This window comes from Streptomyces sp. NPDC059080 (assembly GCF_042739975.1).
Lineage (GTDB): Bacteria > Actinomycetota > Actinomycetes > Streptomycetales > Streptomycetaceae > Streptomyces > Streptomyces benahoarensis.
This window is the reverse complement of sequence record NZ_JBHYGX010000032.1, coordinates 51,867-67,735: the sequence shown is the minus strand read 5'-3', so window position 1 is coordinate 67,735 and position 15,869 is coordinate 51,867. Positions and strand designations below refer to the sequence as shown.

Below are 15,869 nucleotides of genomic sequence, written 5' to 3'. Positions count from 1 at the left end.
GGGGGGGGGCCCCCCCCCCCCCCGGCGCCGGGGTGCCGTAGGTGTCGGGCGGGGGCGACGCTGCCGCCGGACGGAATCCGTACCGGTGCGCCCGGGGCGGCGAAGCGAGTCCGTCAGCCGCGGGGGAATCGGGGCCCGGCAGGCCGTCGAGTCCAGGCCGACGCCCCCGTAAGCGGCCCGTGCCGCCCCGTCCGCGCCCGGATCAGAGCGCCGCGAGCGCCGTCTCGAGGATGTCCAGACCCTCGTTGAGCAGGTCCTCGCCGATGACCAGCGGCGGCAGGAAGCGGACCACGTTGCTGTACGTACCGGTGGTCAGGACCAGCAGGCCCTCCTGGTGGCACGCCTTCGCGACCGCGGCGGTAGCCTCGGCGTTCGGCTCCTTCGAACCGGACTTGACCAGCTCGATCGCGATCATCGCGCCACGGCCGCGGACCTCGCCGATGATGTCGAACTTCTCCGCCATCGTGCCCAGGCGCGCCTTCATGATCTCGCCGATCCGGCGGGCCTTGGCGTTCAGGTCCAGCTCGCGCATGGTCTCGATGGAGCCCAGCGCCGCCGCGCACGCCACCGGGTTGCCGCCGTACGTGCCGCCGAGGCCGCCCGCGTGCGCCGCGTCCATCATCTCGGCGCGGCCGGTGACCGCGGCCAGCGGCAGACCGCCGGCGATGCCCTTGGCGGTGGTGATCAGGTCCGGGACGATGTTCTCGTCCTCGCACGCGAACCACTGCCCCGTGCGGCAGAAGCCGGACTGGATCTCGTCGGCGACGAAGACGATGCCGTTCTCCTTCGCGAAGTTCGCGATGGCGGGCAGGAAGCCCTTCGCCGGCTCGATGAAGCCGCCCTCACCGAGCACCGGCTCGATGATGATCGCCGCGACGTTCTCCGCGCCGATCTGCTTGGTGATCTGTGAGATGGCCTGCTCGGCGGCCTCCTGCGCGCAGTTCTCCGGGCCGGTCAGCCAGCGGTACGGGTAGGCCAGCGGCACCCGGTAGACCTCGGGTGCGAACGGGCCGAAACCGTGCTTGTACGGCATGTTCTTCGCGGTCAGCGCCATCGTGAGGTTCGTACGGCCGTGGTAGCCGTGGTCGAACACGACGACCGCCTGGCGCTTGGTGTAGGCGCGGGCGACCTTCACCGCGTTCTCCACCGCCTCCGCGCCCGAGTTGAACAGCGCGGACTTCTTCGCGTGGTCGCCCGGCGTCAGCTCCGCGAGCTGCTCACACACCTCGACGTACGGCTCGTACGGCGTGACCATGGCGCAGGTGTGGGTGAAGTCCGCGAGCTGCGCGGTGGCGCGGCGCACCACGGCCTCGGCGCTGTTGCCGACCGACGTCACGGCGATGCCGGAGCCGAAGTCGATGAGGGAGTTGCCGTCGACGTCCTCCAGGACGCCGCCGCCGGCGCGCTTGATGAAGACGGGCAGCACCGCACCGACGCCACCCGCCACGGTGGCCTGCTTACGCTCCCACAGCGCCTGCGACTTGGGGCCGGGAATCGCGGTGACGACGCGACGCTCCTGGGGGAGGGCGGGGCCTCCGGACAGTTCGGTCATGGCAGTCTCCTGGGGGTGGAAGGGGACGTACGAAAGGTCTTTTCTCGCAGGCTAGGGGTGGTGGGCCGGGTCTGGCATGTTCCGTTCGGGAGAAGTGCGCGTGTTGCGTTGTCCGCGCCGGACATAGCGACGGCGCGGGGCCAGTAGATTGAGCGGCGGCGTACCGCACGGCGGCGTACCGCACGGCGGCGTACCGCACGGCGGCGTACCGCACGGCGGCGTACCGCACGGCGGCGTACCGCACGGCGGCGTACCCGCGCCGTCGCCGACGCGGATGGTCCACGAACGACGCAGGCACAGTCCAAGGGGGACGAGGGGCACCGGATGGACACCGAGGGTATGCACGACGCACCGCACACCGTTCCGCCGCCACCGCACGGAGCACCCCGACCCGAACCCACCGTCCCGCGCCCCGCGGCACCGCCCGCCGCCCCGTCGGCGGCCGCCCCGCCGCCCCCCACGGCCCCGCCACCCGTCCCGCATGGGGCGGCGCCCGAACCCCCGGTCCTGCGCTGGCTGCGCACCCCCCGCCCCGCCGCCGCGCCAGGCATCTGGACGTACGGTCACCGCCCCCGCCCGGCCGCCGACCCCGACCGCGCCCCGTTGCGCCAGCTGATCAGCGGTGCGGTCATCTCGGGTCTGTGCGGGTGGCTGCTGTGGTCGTTGTTGTGGAACAACTACCTCGGCAACTACTGGGTGTGGCCGCTCTACGCCCTCACCCCGGACTCCTGGCGCACCAGCGGCACCTTCGCCGTCTGGATCGTCAACCTCTACTACGCGGTGTGGATCGCGGGGATCGCCACGATCTTCGGCCGCCTCGGCCGCTGGCCCGAACTGTTCCGCCGGGTGGCCGGCCCGCTGCTGCGCCGGATACGGGAGGGTGCTCCGGTGGCGAAGCCCGAACCGGCCGTGGACCGGGCGCAGTGGCCCGAGCTGCGCGCCGCGGGCGCCGTCGACGCCGCCGACAAGCTCACCGCCGAGGCCCGCGCGGGGCGGATGAACGACGTCGACGTCGCCCGCATCGACCACGCATGGCGCGCCGCACGGGGCGGCGCGGGCGGCGTCTCCTCCTTCACCGACACCGTCCTGCGGCACGGCGCCGCCGCCGAGGCGCACCCGTCCGGCGCACGCGATCTGTCCCGCCGGACCGCCCACCACGACCTCCTGGCGCACCAGGTGCGCATCGGTGTCGCCGCCGACCACGAACGCAACCCGCACCAGCACCGCGGCGCCGGACTCGCCCTCGATCCGGGCCTGTTGGGCACCTCTCTGCTCGCCGTCGGCCCGTCGGGCAGCGGTAAGACCAGCCGGGTGCTCAAGCCGGTCGTCGAGTCGATGTGCCTCCAAGCGCTCGCCCGGCGGTGCGCCGTCGTCGCCGTCGGCCCCGTGGGCGCGGACCTCGGCCCCGATGACGCCTTCGACGTGGTGGTCCGTGTCGGCCGCCCCGGTCAGGACACCGACCTCGATCTCTACGGCGGCACCACCGACCCCGACGAGGCCGCGGGCATGCTCGCCGAGGCGCTGGTCGGCGATCTGGCGACCGGGCAGCAGGGCGCGGACGGCCGACGCGCGGCGACCGCACTGGGGCAGCTCCTCGGCCCGTTCCGGACCGCCCACGGCCGTTTCCCCTCGGTGCCGGAGCTGCGCGAACTCCTCGACGGTGCGCAGGAGCCGGTGGCGGAGCTGCGTGAGGCCCTGCGAGCCGCCGGTGCCACGGCGCAGCTGCGTGAACTGGATGCCCGCGCCCGGCAGTCCGAGCGGCCGGGTGACACCGGGGCGCTGCTCGCCGACCGGATCGCGCTGCTGGACCGCCCCGCCTTCGCCGGATTCTTCGACACCACGGGGCGCACCCGTCAGGTGTCGCTGCGCTCCCTCGACCAGCCGCTGCGGATACGCGTCGAACTCCCGGAACGGGGGCACGCCGAGGCGTCACGGATCCTCGCGCGGCTGGTGCTGGCCCAGTTCACCGAGGCCGCGGTGGCCCGCACCGACCGCTCCCTCTTTGCCTGTCTGGTCCTGGACGAGGCGGCGCACACCATCACCGCCGAGGCGCTGCGGGGCTTGCAGCGGCTGCGAGCGGCCAACGCGGGCGCGGTGCTGACGCTCCGTGCGCTGGACGATGTCCCCGAGTCGCTGCGCAGCGCGCTGCTCGGCGCGGTCGGGTGCCGGATGGCGTTCGCCGGCGTCACGACCTGGGACGGGGCGCGGTTCGCCGAGGTGTGGGGCAAGGAGTGGGTGGAGACCCGCGACGTCACCGACCGGCAGATCATCGCGTACAGCGCCGCGGGCAAGGTGTTCCACATGTTCCGCCAACTGGCCACGGGCAAGGCGGCCACGGCCAAGGCGATCACCGTCCGCACCGTCGAGCGCGAACGCTGGTCCGCCTCCGATCTCGCCAACGCCGTCCCGCCCGGCCATGCGGTGCTGTCGGTCACCTCGGTACGCGGCGAACACGCGCCTCCGGTGCTGGTGGACCTGCAGCGGTAGCGGGGCGGGGTGGGGCGGCGCTCCGTGCGGGCCGCCCCAGGGAGCGCGCCAACGCTCCCTGCACGGGGCGGCCCCATGCGCGGTGCCTCAAGGGGGGTGCCCAGGCTCTCTCCGCGGCGCCCCATGCGGGTGCCCCATGCGCGGCTCACTGCGGACGAGCCGCCCCGCGCGAAGCGCCCCGGCCCCACACTGCCCGTGCCCTGCCCCCGTACCGTCCGTGCCCCATGGACGCCCGCCATGCGGCGTGGCATGGGGCGCGTCCGGAGCGGATGCGCCCTGGCCGGCGGCCCGTGCCGCCCGGTTGCTTCGACCGCCACTGAGGCAGAATCGGTGGTGACCGTTCCTACGGGACGGCCCCACCTCGGGCGTGCCGCCCCCGTCCCACCGGCGGTGGCCGCCGCCCCCGTCGCCGTCGAAGGTTCCATGCCGCACACCCTCGCCTCCCTGGTCAACCACACCGCGCTCAAGCTGACCGTGCTCGCGGGCGAGGAGCGGCTCGACGTCCCCGTGCGCTGGGCCCACGCCAGCGAGCTGATCGACCCGGTGCCCTATATGGAGGGCGGTGAGCTGCTGCTGATCACGGCGCTGAAACTGGACGCCGAGGACGAGGAGACCGCGCGCGCCTACGTACGCCGGGTGGCCCGCGCGGGGGTCATCGGTCTCGGTTTTGCGATCGGCGTCAACTACGACGAGGTGCCCGAGGCGTTCGTCGCGGCAGCGCGCGCCGAGGGGCTGCCGCTGTTCGGCGTGCCCCGCCGGACCCCGTTCATCGCCATCAGCAAGGCCGTGTCCGCCGCCGTCGCCGCTGACCAGTACCGTGCCGTGACCGCCGGGTTCGAGGCGCAGCGGGAACTGACCCGCGCCGCGCTGAGCGCCGAGGGCCCGGCCGAACTGCTGGCCCGGCTCGCCGCTCACCTGGACGGCTGGGCCGCGCTGTACGACGCGTCCGGCGCCGTGCTGGCCGCCGCGCCCGAATGGGCGGCTCGGCGCGCCGCCCGGCTCGCCGCTGACGTCGCCCGGCTGCGGGAGCGCCCCGCGCCCGCCAGCGCGGTGATCAGCGCGGCGGAGGGCGACGATCGCGTCGAACTCCAGTCACTGGGCACGGGGCGGCGGGCACGGGGCGTCCTCGCCGTCGGCACAGGGGCGGCACTGGGCACGGCGGAACGCTACGCCGTCCACTCCGCCGTTGCCCTCCTGACGCTCGCCACGGAGCGCTCCCGCGCCCTCCAGGACGCCGAGGCCCGGCTCGCCTCCGCCGTGCTGAAGATGCTGCTGATCGGCGAGCCGGACCATGCGCGGTCCGTGGCGGGACGGCTCTACGGAGGCTTGCTGGAGGCCCCGTTCCGGGTGCTGGTCGCCGAACCGGTGGCCGGTGGCAACGGTGCCGCCCGCACGGGGCCCGGTGTGCTCGACGGCCTTGCGGACGCCCTTGAGTCCGCCGCCGCCCGTACGGGGGAGGCGGTGCTCGTCGTTGCCGAGACGGGGCGGCTGACGGCTCTGGTCGCCGATGGCGGGGCCGCGGCCGACGCGTGCGCCCGCTTCGCCGCGGACGTCGAGGACCGTCCGGCCGCACCGTCCGCGCCGCGCGGCGGCGCGCCCCGTGGCGAGGCCCCGTACGGCGGTGAGGGGCTGGCGGCCGGGCTCTCCGCCCCGACCGCTCCCGCCACCGTGCCGACCGCGCACCGCCAGGCCGAACAGGCGCTCTCCGTCGCCCGTCGGCGGAGCCGCGCGCTGATCGAGCACGAGGACGTCGCCGCCGGATCCGTCCTTCCCCTGCTCGCCGACGACGCCGTCCGGGCCTTCGCCGACGGGCTGCTGCGTGCCCTGCGGCAGCACGACGCGACCGGCCGGGGCGATCTGGTGGCTTCGCTCCGCGCCTGGCTCTCGCGGCACGGGCAGTGGGACGCCGCCGCCGCCGACCTCGGGGTGCACCGCCACACTCTGCGGTACCGGATGCGGCGCGTCGAGGAGATCCTCGGCCGCTCCCTGGACGACGCGGACGTCCGGATGGAACTGTGGCTGGCCCTCAAGGTGACCTCGGGCACCGCGGACACACACGGCACACCGGGTACGCCGGGGGAATGAACACACCCGCCCCGGCCTTACGCTCCGCATGGGGCATGGGGCATGGGGCATGGGGCATGGGGCACGGGGCGCACCACTCGTGCCAGCCTTCCCCGCCCCGCCCCGCCTCCCATACGCCCCTGCCTCGTCCATCGCGGAGAGACACACGGACGGATTGCGCCGCTTCGGACAAACGCCACGGCGGCGTCGCACCCCTACGGTGGGGGCAGAGTCGACAGCGCGGATCTGCTCGCCGGTCCGTGCGTACCACCCACCACTTCGGAAGGGCCGGGATCCACTGTGCCGAACAATGCTGCAGCCCCCACCGCCTTTTGGGTCGCCGGCCGCGAGGCCACCGGTGACACCACCTTCGACGTCACCTCCCCCTGGGACGGACGTCTCGTCGGCACGGTGAGCGTCCCGACCGAGGAGCAGGTCGAGGAGGCCATCGCCGCCGCCCTCGCCGTTCAGGACGAGTTCGCCGCCACCCCCGCCCACGTCCGCGCCGCGGCCCTCAGCCATGTCGAGCACCGGCTGGTCGAGCGTACGGAGGAGATCGCGCAGCTGATCTCCGCGGAGAACGGCAAGCCCATCAAGTGGGCACGCGGTGAGGTCGGCCGCGCCGTGTCCGTCTTCCGCTTCGCTGCCGAGGAGGCCCGCCGCTTCAACGGTGGCGAGGCGCAGCGGCTCGACACCGACGGCGGCGGCGCCGGCCGCCTCGCGCTGACCCGCCGTTTCCCGCGCGGCACGGTGCTGGGCATCGCCCCGTTCAACTTCCCGCTCAACCTCTGTGCCCACAAGGTCGCCCCCGCCATCGCGGCAGGTGTGCCGATCTTCCTCAAGCCGGCCCCCGCCACCCCGCTGTCCGGTCTGATCCTCGGTGAACTCCTCGCCGAGACCGACCTCCCGGCCGGTTCCTGGTCGATCCTGCCGGTTCCCAACGACCGCATGGCGGCGCTGGTCCAGGACGAGCGGCTGCCGGTCATTTCGTTCACCGGCTCCGAGAAGGTCGGCTACGACATCCTCGACTCGGTGCCCCGTAAGCACTGCACCCTGGAGCTGGGCGGCAACGGCGCGGCCGTCATCCTCGGCGACTACGCCTCCGAGGCGGACCTGGACTGGGCGGCCCAGCGGATCGCCACCTTCTCCAACTACCAGGGCGGTCAGTCCTGCATCTCGGTGCAGCGGGTGATCGCCGACGCACAGGTCTACGACCGCCTGGTGCCCAAGATCGTCGCGGCGGTCGAGGCGCAGGTCACCGGCGACCCGTCCGACGCCGCGACCGAGGTCGGCCCGCTGGTCAGCGAGGCCGCGGCCGAGCGCGTCGAGACGTGGGTGGACGAGGCCGTCGCATCCGGTGCCAAGCTGCTCACCGGCGGCAAGCGGGAGGGCGCCTCGTACGCGCCGACCGTGCTCGCCGAGCTGCCCGCCGACACCACCCTCGCCTGCGAAGAGGTCTTCGGCCCGGTGCTCTCGGTTGCGAAGGTCGACGGGGAGGCCGCCGCGTTCGCCGCGGTCAACGACTCCAAGTACGGGCTCCAGGCCGGGGTGTTCACCCACGACGTACAGGCGGCGTTCCGTGCGCACCGTGCGCTGGAGGTGGGTGGTGTGATCATCGGCGATGTGCCGTCGTACCGCGCCGACCAGATGCCGTACGGCGGCGTCAAGCTCTCCGGCGTCGGCCGTGAGGGCGTCCGCTACGCCATGGACGACTACACCTACGAGCGGGTCCTGGTGCTGACCGGCATCGACCTCTGAGGGACGGTGCCCGGCCCACCGGCCGCGGCACACCCCGTTCGCCCGACCCGGCCTGGACCGGTGGACAGCGCGGTCGCCCCCGAGACCGTCACATGAGTCCGGGCCAGGTGCCGGTCCGTCCCCTCCCGTGGACCGGCCCCGGCCGCGGCGCGTTCCGGCATCCTGTTCCGGAGCGCGCCGCGCCCCCTTTGGGCCCGGCCCCGGGGGCGCTCCAGATCTTGACGGTACGGCCCCGCGCGGGCCGTTTCTTCGTGCCTGAGGGGGCTCGGCCCGTCTCCCGCGCCCCCTGCCCTGTGCGTGGGGCGGCGGCCCTCAGGCATGGGGCGGCCACCGTCCCGCGCATGGGGCAGCCGAGCCCCCCTCGCGGAGGGGGCAGCCCCCCGCATGGGGCAGGAGCGCGGCTCCGCCTCATGCGGCGGCCCTCGCCCCCGCCCCATGCAACAGCTCCCGCTCGGCCCCATGCGGCGGCCGCATGCGACGGCCCCATGCGACGGCCCCATGCGGCGAGCCCCTGCCCCGTCCCCACGGCCGCGTACCCCTCACCGGCGCAACACCGCCCTACGGGTTTGAGGCCCGCCATCCCCAGCCGATGGGCCTTGTGAGGGCGTCCGACGGCGCCGCGTAACTGGTGAAACTGCCGCATACCGGGTAATTCTCACAAGTAGTCCATGAGTGTCCATGGGCGCCGTCCCGTTGGCCCCGGTCCGTCGGCACGGTCCATCCGAACGCGGCGAGGTGAGCCCGACATGTCCGCTCCGACCACCCGCAACGTCTCCGAGCGCGAGGCACGGCAGGTCGCCGAGGCGGCCCGGGAACAGGACTGGCGCAAGCCCAGCTTCGCCAAGGAACTGTTCCTGGGACGTTTCCGGCTCGACCTGATCCACCCGCACCCCAGCCCGGCGGCGGAGGACGTACGGCGGGGCGAGGCGTTCCTGGCCGCACTGCGCACGTTCTGCGAAACGCGGATCGACGGCGCCCGGATCGAACGCGAGGGGCGGATCCCCGACGAGACCGTCAACGGTCTCAAGGAGCTCGGCGCGCTCGGCATGAAGATCGATACGAAGTACGGCGGACTCGGCCTCACGCAGGTCTACTACAACAAGGCGCTCGCCCTCGTCGGCTCCGCGAGCCCCGCCGTCGGCGCGCTGCTCTCCGCGCACCAGTCGATTGGCGTTCCGCAGCCCGTGAAGCTCTTCGGCAGCCAGGAGCAGAAGGACGCCTTCCTGCCCCGTTGTGCCCGTACCGACATCTCGGCGTTCCTGCTCACCGAGCCGGACGTCGGCTCGGACCCGGCGCGGCTGGCGACCACCGCCGTTCCCCACGGCGACGGATACGTCCTCGACGGCGTGAAGCTGTGGACCACCAACGGCGTCGTCGCCGACCTGCTGGTGGTGATGGCGCGAGTCCCCGCCGTGGCGGGCAACCGGGGCGGCATCACCGCCTTCGTCGTCGAGACCGCGACGCCCGGCATCACCGTCGAGCACCGCAACGCGTTCATGGGCCTGCGCGGGCTGGAGAACGGCGTCACCCGCTTCCACCAGGTGCGGGTGCCCGCCGCGCACCGTATCGGCCCCGAGGGCGCCGGCCTGAAGATTGCGCTGACCACCCTCAACACGGGACGGCTGTCGCTGCCCGCGATGTGCGTGGGCTCCGGCAAGTGGGCCCTGAAGATCGCTCGGGAGTGGTCAGCCGTCCGCGAACAGTGGGGCAGGCCGATCGCCGCGCATGAGGCCGTCGGCGCCAAGATCTCCTTTATCGCCGCGACCACCTTCGCCCTGGAGGCGATTGTCGACCTCTCCTCCCAGATGGCCGACGAGAACCGCAACGACATCCGGATCGAGGCCGCCCTCGCCAAGCTCTACGGGTCCGAGATGGGGTGGCGGATCGCCGACGAACTGGTGCAGATCCGCGGCGGCCGCGGTTTCGAGACCGCCGACTCGCTCGCCGCACGGGGCGAACGCGCCGTGCCCGCCGAGCAGTTGCTGCGCGACATGCGCATCAACCGCATCTTCGAGGGATCGACGGAGATCATGCATCTGCTGATCGCCCGCGAGGCCGTCGACGCCCATCTGTCCGTCGCGGGCGACCTCATCGACCCGGAGAAGAGCCTCGGTGACAAGGGCAGGGCCGCCGCCGACGCCGGTCGCTTCTACGCCCGCTGGCTGCCCCAACTCGTCACCGGGCCCGGCCAACTGCCGCGTGCTTACCAGGAGTTCGGTCCGCTGGCGGGGCATCTGCGGTACGTCGAACGGTCCTGCCGCAAGCTGGCCCGCGCCACCTTCTTCGCGATGTCGCGCTGGCAGGGGCGGATGGAGACCAAGCAGGGCTTCCTCGGGCGGATCGTCGACATCGGCGCCGAGCTGTTCGCGATGAGCGCCGCCTGCGTACGGGCCGAGCATCTGCGGCTGACCGGTGACCACGGGCGGGCGGCGTACCAGCTGGCCGACGCGTTCTGCCGGCAGTCCCGCATCCGCGCCGACGAGCTCTTCGCCCGGCTGTGGACCAACACCGACAGCCTCGACCGCAAGGTCGTCTCCGGCGTCCTCGACGGCGCGTACCGCTGGCTGGAGGAGGGCGTCGTCGACGCCAGCGGCGAGGGCCCCTGGATCGCCGACGCCACCCCCGGCCCCAGCCTCCATGACAACGTCCACCGCCCCATCCGCCGCCCCGGCTCCGAGGCACCGTAGGTCCGGGCGACGCGCCATGGCGGAGCGACGGGGCGCTGCCCGCTCCCATGGGGCGCCCGCCCTATGAGGCGCCCGCCCCATGCGCTCCGCCCCATGCGCTCCGCCCCATGCCCCGTGCATGGCGCCCCGCCTCACGCAGCGTCGCCCCACGCCCCACCCCACCCTGCCGATGCGCCCCACCCTGCCGATGCGCCCCACCCCGCCGATGCGCCTCAACCCGGCCGCGAGGCCCCCGCCGCCTCCGCGACCGGCCACAATGGACCCCATGACGGACTCCCTCGCCCACCCGCACCTGCGGTTCGCCCCGGTTTCCGCGGATCTGGACGCGCAGCACGGCCCCCGCGACATCGTGATCCTCGGATCGACCGGTTCCATCGGCACCCAGGCGATCGACATCGTGCAGCGCAACCCCGACCTTTTCCGGGTGACCGCGCTCTCCGCGGCCGGTGGCCGGGTGGAGCTGCTCGCCGAGCAGGCGCACCAGCTGCGGGTCCGCACCGTCGCCGTGGCCCGCGAGGAGGCCGCCCCGGCGCTGCGCGAGGCGCTGCGCGCGCGGTACGGCGCGGGCGAGCCGCTGCCGGAGATCCTCGCCGGACCTGACGCGGCCACCGACCTCGCCGCCTCCCCCTGCCACACCGTCCTCAACGGCATCACCGGTTCCATCGGCCTCGCGCCGACGCTCGCCGCCCTCAAGGCCGGACGGGTGCTCGCCCTCGCCAACAAGGAGTCGCTGATCGCCGGCGGCCCGCTGGTCAAGGCCGTCGCCGCCCCCGGGCAGATCATCCCCGTCGACTCCGAGCACTCCGCGCTGTTCCAGGCGCTGACCGGTGGCACCCGCGAGGAGGTCCGCAAGCTCGTCGTCACCGCGTCCGGCGGCCCGTTCCGCGGCCGCAGCCGTGCGGAGCTGGCCGGTGTCACCCCCGAGCAGGCGCTGGCCCATCCCACCTGGTCCATGGGGCCCGTCGTCACCATCAACTCCGCGACCCTCGTCAACAAGGGTCTCGAGGTCATCGAGGCGCACCTGCTGTTCGACGTCCCCTTCGCACAGATCGAGGTCGTCGTCCATCCGCAGTCCTACGTCCACTCGATGGTGGAATTCACCGACGGCTCCACCCTCGCCCAGGCCAGCCCGCCCGACATGCGGATGCCCATCGCGCTCGGCATGAGCTGGCCCGCCCGCGTCCCCGACGCCGCGCCCGGCGTCGACTGGGCGACGGCCCGGACCTGGGAGTTCTTCCCCCTCGACGAGAAGGCGTTCCCCTCCGTCCCGCTCGCCTGCCACGTCGGCGACCTCGGCGGCACCGCGCCCGCCGTCTTCAACGCCGCGAACGAGGAATGCGTCGACGCCTTCCTCCACGGCGGGCTGCCTTTCACAGGGATTGTGGATACGGTCGCCGAAGTGGTCGCCGAACACTCCGTGCCCGGCCGGGGAACTTCCCTCACCGTCGCGGACGTACGGGAGGCGGAGACCTGGGCGCGCGCCCGCGCCCGCGAACTGGCCGCCCGTGCGGCACGTACACCTTCGGAGGCTCGCGCATGACGACCTGGATGACCATCCTCGGCATAGTCGTCTTCGTCGTCGGCCTGCTGTTCTCCATCGCCTGGCACGAGCTCGGCCATCTCTCGACGGCCAAGATGTTCGGCATCCGCGTGCCGCAGTACATGGTGGGCTTCGGGCCGACGCTCTTCTCCCGTAAGAAGGGCGACACCGAGTACGGCATCAAGGCCGTCCCGCTCGGCGGCTACATCCGCATGATCGGGATGTTCCCGCCCGGCGACGACGGGAAGCTCCAGGCCCGTTCCACCTCACCGTGGCGTGGCGTGATCGAGGACGCCCGTTCGGCCGCCTTCGAGGAGCTCCAGGAGGGCGACGAGAAGCGGCTCTTCTACACGCGCAAGCCGTGGAAGCGCGTCATCGTGATGTTCGCCGGGCCGTTCATGAACCTGATCCTCGCGGTCGCGATCTTCATGAGTGTGCTGATGGGCTTCGGCATCAACACCCAGACCACCCGGGTCGGCTCGGTCTCCGACTGCGTCATCGCGGCGTCCGCCAAGACCGACAAGTGCCCCGCCGGTGCCAAGGACTCCCCGGCCAAGGCCGCGGGCCTGCGCGCCGGTGACAAGATCGTCAGCTTCAACGGCCGGGCCCTCCCCGACTGGGACACCCTTCAGGGCCAGATCCGCGACACCACCGGGCCCGCCACGCTCGTCGTCGAACGCGACGGCGCCCGCCACACCCTGCACGCCGACCTCATCGAGAACAAGGTCGCCAAGACCGACGGCCACGGCGGCTACGTCGACGGCCAGTACGTCACCGCCGGATTCCTGGGCTTCACCCCGGCCAGCGGCGTCGTCCAGCAGTCCTTCGGCCAGTCCGTCGACCGCATGGGCAACATGGTCCAGCAGGGCGTCACCTCCCTGATCAACCTCCCCGGCAAGGTCCCCGACCTGTGGAACGCCGCCTTCAACGGTGCGGAACGCAAGGCGGACTCCCCGATGGGCGTGGTCGGCGCCGCGCGCGTCGGCGGAGAGGTCTTCTCCCTCCACATCCCCCCGGAGCAGCGCGTCGCGACGATGCTCTTCCTGGTGGCGGGCTTCAACCTCTCCCTCTTCCTGTTCAACATGCTGCCGCTGCTCCCGCTGGACGGCGGGCACATCGCCGGCGCCCTGTGGGAGTCGATCCGCCGCGTCTTCGCGAAGGTCGTCCGCCGACCGGACCCGGGCCCGTTCGACGTCGCCAAGCTGATGCCGGTCGCGTACGTCGTCGCGGGCGTGTTCATCTGCTTCACCCTGCTCGTCCTCGTCGCCGACGTCGTCAACCCGGTCACGCTCACCGGATAGCGGGCAGCGCAGGTCACACACGTGGACGGCCGGACGTCCCGCGGAGCGCCGCGGGTGTCCGGCCGTCGCCGTACGGCGCCGCCGCGCAGCCAGGATGTGCTTCGGGGAACCCCGGTGCCGTAATCTCGGAGGCCGGAGCCCGCCGACTTCGGGACCTAGATCCACACCTTGGGGTTGCTCGCCAGATGACTGCCATTTCGCTGGGAATGCCGGACGTACCGACCAAGCTTGCCGACCGCAGGGTCAGCCGCAAGATTCACGTCGGGTCGGTACCCGTGGGCGGAGACGCACCGGTGTCGGTGCAGTCGATGACGACCACCCGCACCTCCGACATCGGCGCCACGCTCCAGCAGATCGCCGAGCTGACCGCCTCCGGCTGCCAGATCGTCCGCGTCGCCTGCCCGACCCAGGACGACGCCGATGCGCTGCCGGTCATCGCGAAGAAGTCCCAGATCCCGGTGATCGCGGACATCCACTTCCAGCCCAAGTACGTCTTCGCCGCGATCGACGCGGGCTGCGCCGCGGTCCGCGTCAACCCCGGCAACATCAAGAAGTTCGACGACCAGGTCAAGGAGATCGCCAAGGCGGCCGGTGATGCGGGCACCCCGATCCGCATCGGCGTCAACGCCGGTTCGCTCGACGCCCGCCTGCTCGCCAAGTACGGCAAGGCCACCCCCGAGGCACTCGTCGAGTCCGCCCTGTGGGAGGCGTCCCTCTTCGAGGAGCACGGCTTCCGCGACATCAAGATCTCGGTCAAGCACAACGACCCGGTCGTGATGGTCAACGCCTACCGCCAGCTCGCCGCGCAGTCCGACTACCCGCTCCACCTCGGCGTCACCGAGGCGGGCCCCGCCTTCCAGGGCACCATCAAGTCCGCGGTCGCGTTCGGCGCGCTGCTCTCCGAGGGCATCGGCGACACCATCCGCGTCTCGCTCTCCGCGCCGCCCGCCGAGGAGGTCAAGGTCGGCCTCCAGATCCTGGAGTCCCTCAACCTCAAGCCCCGCCGCCTGGAGATCGTCTCCTGCCCGTCCTGCGGCCGCGCCCAGGTCGACGTGTACAAGCTCGCCGACCAGGTCACCGCCGGTCTGGAGGGCATGGAGGTGCCGCTGCGCGTCGCCGTCATGGGCTGCGTCGTCAACGGCCCCGGTGAGGCCCGTGAGGCCGACCTCGGCGTCGCCTCCGGCAATGGCAAGGGCCAGATCTTCGTCAAGGGCCAGGTCATCAAGACCGTCCCCGAGTCGAAGATCGTCGAGACGCTCATCGAAGAGGCCATGAAGATCGCCGAGCAGATGGAGAAGGACGGGGTCACCTCCGGCGAACCCGTCGTCACCGCCGCGGGCTGAGCGCCCCGTCACCCGCCGCACGGCGCCCGTCGTGGCCGAGCCCCGCCGCCCCGTACCCAGGGGCGGCGGGGCTCGCACGTAGCGCCACGGGTGGTGTCCGACGGCGGGAGGTACAGTGCGAGAACCTGCTCCTGCCTGGCCTCCCAGGCCCGCACCGGTGAGGCTTTCCGACACGTGCTGACGACCACCACCCTCAAGGTCCTGGAGCCAGGGGAGCTCGACGCCGCCCTGGAGATCCTGGACCGCGACCCGGTCGCCAACGCCTTCGTCGCCGCCCGGGTCCAGGTGGCGGGGCTCGATCCGTGGCGGCTCGGCGGCGAGATGTGGGGCTGGTACACCGGCGGCCGCCTGGAGTCCCTCTGCTACGCGGGGGCCAACCTCGTCCCCATCTGCGCCACCCCCGAGGCCATCCGCGGCTTCGCCGAACGCGCCCGCCGTCAGGGCCGCCGCTGCTCCTCCCTCGTCGGCCCGGCCGAGGCCACCGCCGCACTGTGGTCCCTCCTGGAGCCCGCATGGGGCCCCGCCCGCGAGGTCCGCGCCCACCAACCCCTCATGGTCACCACCGCCCCGTCCGCGGAGATCGCGCCCGACCCCTACGTCCGGCGCATCCGCAAGAACGAGATGGAACTGATCATGCCCGCCTGCGTGGCCATGTTCACCGAGGAGGTCGGCATCTCCCCGATGGCCGGCGACGGCGGACTCCTCTACCAGGCACGCGTCGCCGAACTCGTGGGTGCCGGCCGCTCTTTCGCACGGGTCGAGAACGGCAAGGTCCTCTTCAAGGCCGAGATCGGCGCCGCCACGCCCCGCGCCTGCCAGATCCAGGGCGTCTGGGTCGACCCCGACCATCGCGGCAAGGGCCTCTCCGAGACCGGCATGGCGGCTGTCCTCCGCTACGCCCTCGCCGACGTCGCCCCCGTCGTCAGCCTCTACGTCAACGACTTCAACGCGGCCGCGCGGGCGGCGTACCGGCGGGTGGGGTTCGAGGAGGTCGGGGCGTTCATGAGTGTGCTGTTCTGACCCGTGCTGCGGTGGCGGCCGGGACGTGCCGTTGCCGCTGCGTGCCGCGCGGTGGGCGCCCCGCCTCGGCCGCACCGTTGTGCGCTCCGTGCCTGTGGTCGTCCCGCTTCGGTCGCG

The 15,869-nt window shown here is 72.8% G+C and carries 9 protein-coding genes; 8 read left to right on the top strand and 1 reads right to left on the bottom strand.

Translation table 11 applies throughout. The features are described from left to right. Positions 1 to 202: 202 nt before the first annotated feature. Positions 203 to 1,552: a 4-aminobutyrate--2-oxoglutarate transaminase gene (gabT, locus tag ACFWWQ_RS22615; protein ID WP_384598912.1), complete on the bottom strand. Its 1,350-nt coding sequence runs from the start codon at positions 1,550 to 1,552 to the stop codon at positions 203 to 205. A 324-nt stretch (positions 1,553 to 1,876) separates the two neighbouring features. On the opposite strand from gabT, the gene ACFWWQ_RS22610 reads away from it, so the two are divergent. The 8 genes from ACFWWQ_RS22610 (at position 1,877) to ACFWWQ_RS22575 (ending at position 15,752) form a co-directional block, all read left to right on the top strand. Continuing rightward, entirely contained in the window at positions 1,877 to 4,039 is a 2,163-nt protein-coding gene (locus ACFWWQ_RS22610; RefSeq protein ID WP_384598909.1) for an ATP-binding protein, read from the top strand. Positions 4,040 to 4,462: 423 nt separating this feature from the next. Further along, a complete protein-coding gene (locus tag ACFWWQ_RS22605) occupies positions 4,463 to 6,124 on the top strand; it encodes a PucR family transcriptional regulator (protein WP_384598906.1) in 1,662 nt (553 codons plus the stop codon). A 279-nt stretch (positions 6,125 to 6,403) separates the two neighbouring features. Beyond that, the gene (locus ACFWWQ_RS22600) at positions 6,404 to 7,861 is read left to right on the top strand and encodes an aldehyde dehydrogenase family protein (RefSeq protein ID WP_384598903.1); all 1,458 of its coding nucleotides are present in this window, start codon (positions 6,404 to 6,406) and stop codon (positions 7,859 to 7,861) included. 746 nt (positions 7,862 to 8,607) lie between these two features. After that, complete coding sequence (locus ACFWWQ_RS22595; RefSeq protein ID WP_384598899.1) at positions 8,608 to 10,548, top strand: acyl-CoA dehydrogenase family protein; 1,941 nt, start codon at positions 8,608 to 8,610, stop codon at positions 10,546 to 10,548. A gap of 265 nt (positions 10,549 to 10,813) precedes the next feature. Then, the gene (dxr, locus tag ACFWWQ_RS22590) at positions 10,814 to 12,088 is read left to right on the top strand and encodes a 1-deoxy-D-xylulose-5-phosphate reductoisomerase (RefSeq protein WP_384598895.1); all 1,275 of its coding nucleotides are present in this window, start codon (positions 10,814 to 10,816) and stop codon (positions 12,086 to 12,088) included. Beyond that, positions 12,085 to 13,389, top strand: coding sequence for a M50 family metallopeptidase (locus ACFWWQ_RS22585; RefSeq protein WP_384598892.1), 1,305 nt, complete (start codon positions 12,085 to 12,087; stop codon positions 13,387 to 13,389). The genes dxr and ACFWWQ_RS22585 overlap by 4 nt, the downstream gene beginning before the upstream one ends. A gap of 185 nt (positions 13,390 to 13,574) precedes the next feature. Beyond that, complete coding sequence (ispG, locus tag ACFWWQ_RS22580; protein WP_143943317.1) at positions 13,575 to 14,732, top strand: flavodoxin-dependent (E)-4-hydroxy-3-methylbut-2-enyl-diphosphate synthase; 1,158 nt, start codon at positions 13,575 to 13,577, stop codon at positions 14,730 to 14,732. Between the two features lie 174 nt (positions 14,733 to 14,906). After that, positions 14,907 to 15,752 (top strand): GNAT family N-acetyltransferase, encoded by an 846-nt coding sequence (locus ACFWWQ_RS22575; RefSeq protein ID WP_384598888.1) that lies wholly within the window; start codon positions 14,907 to 14,909, stop codon positions 15,750 to 15,752. Positions 15,753 to 15,869 lie beyond the last annotated feature (117 nt).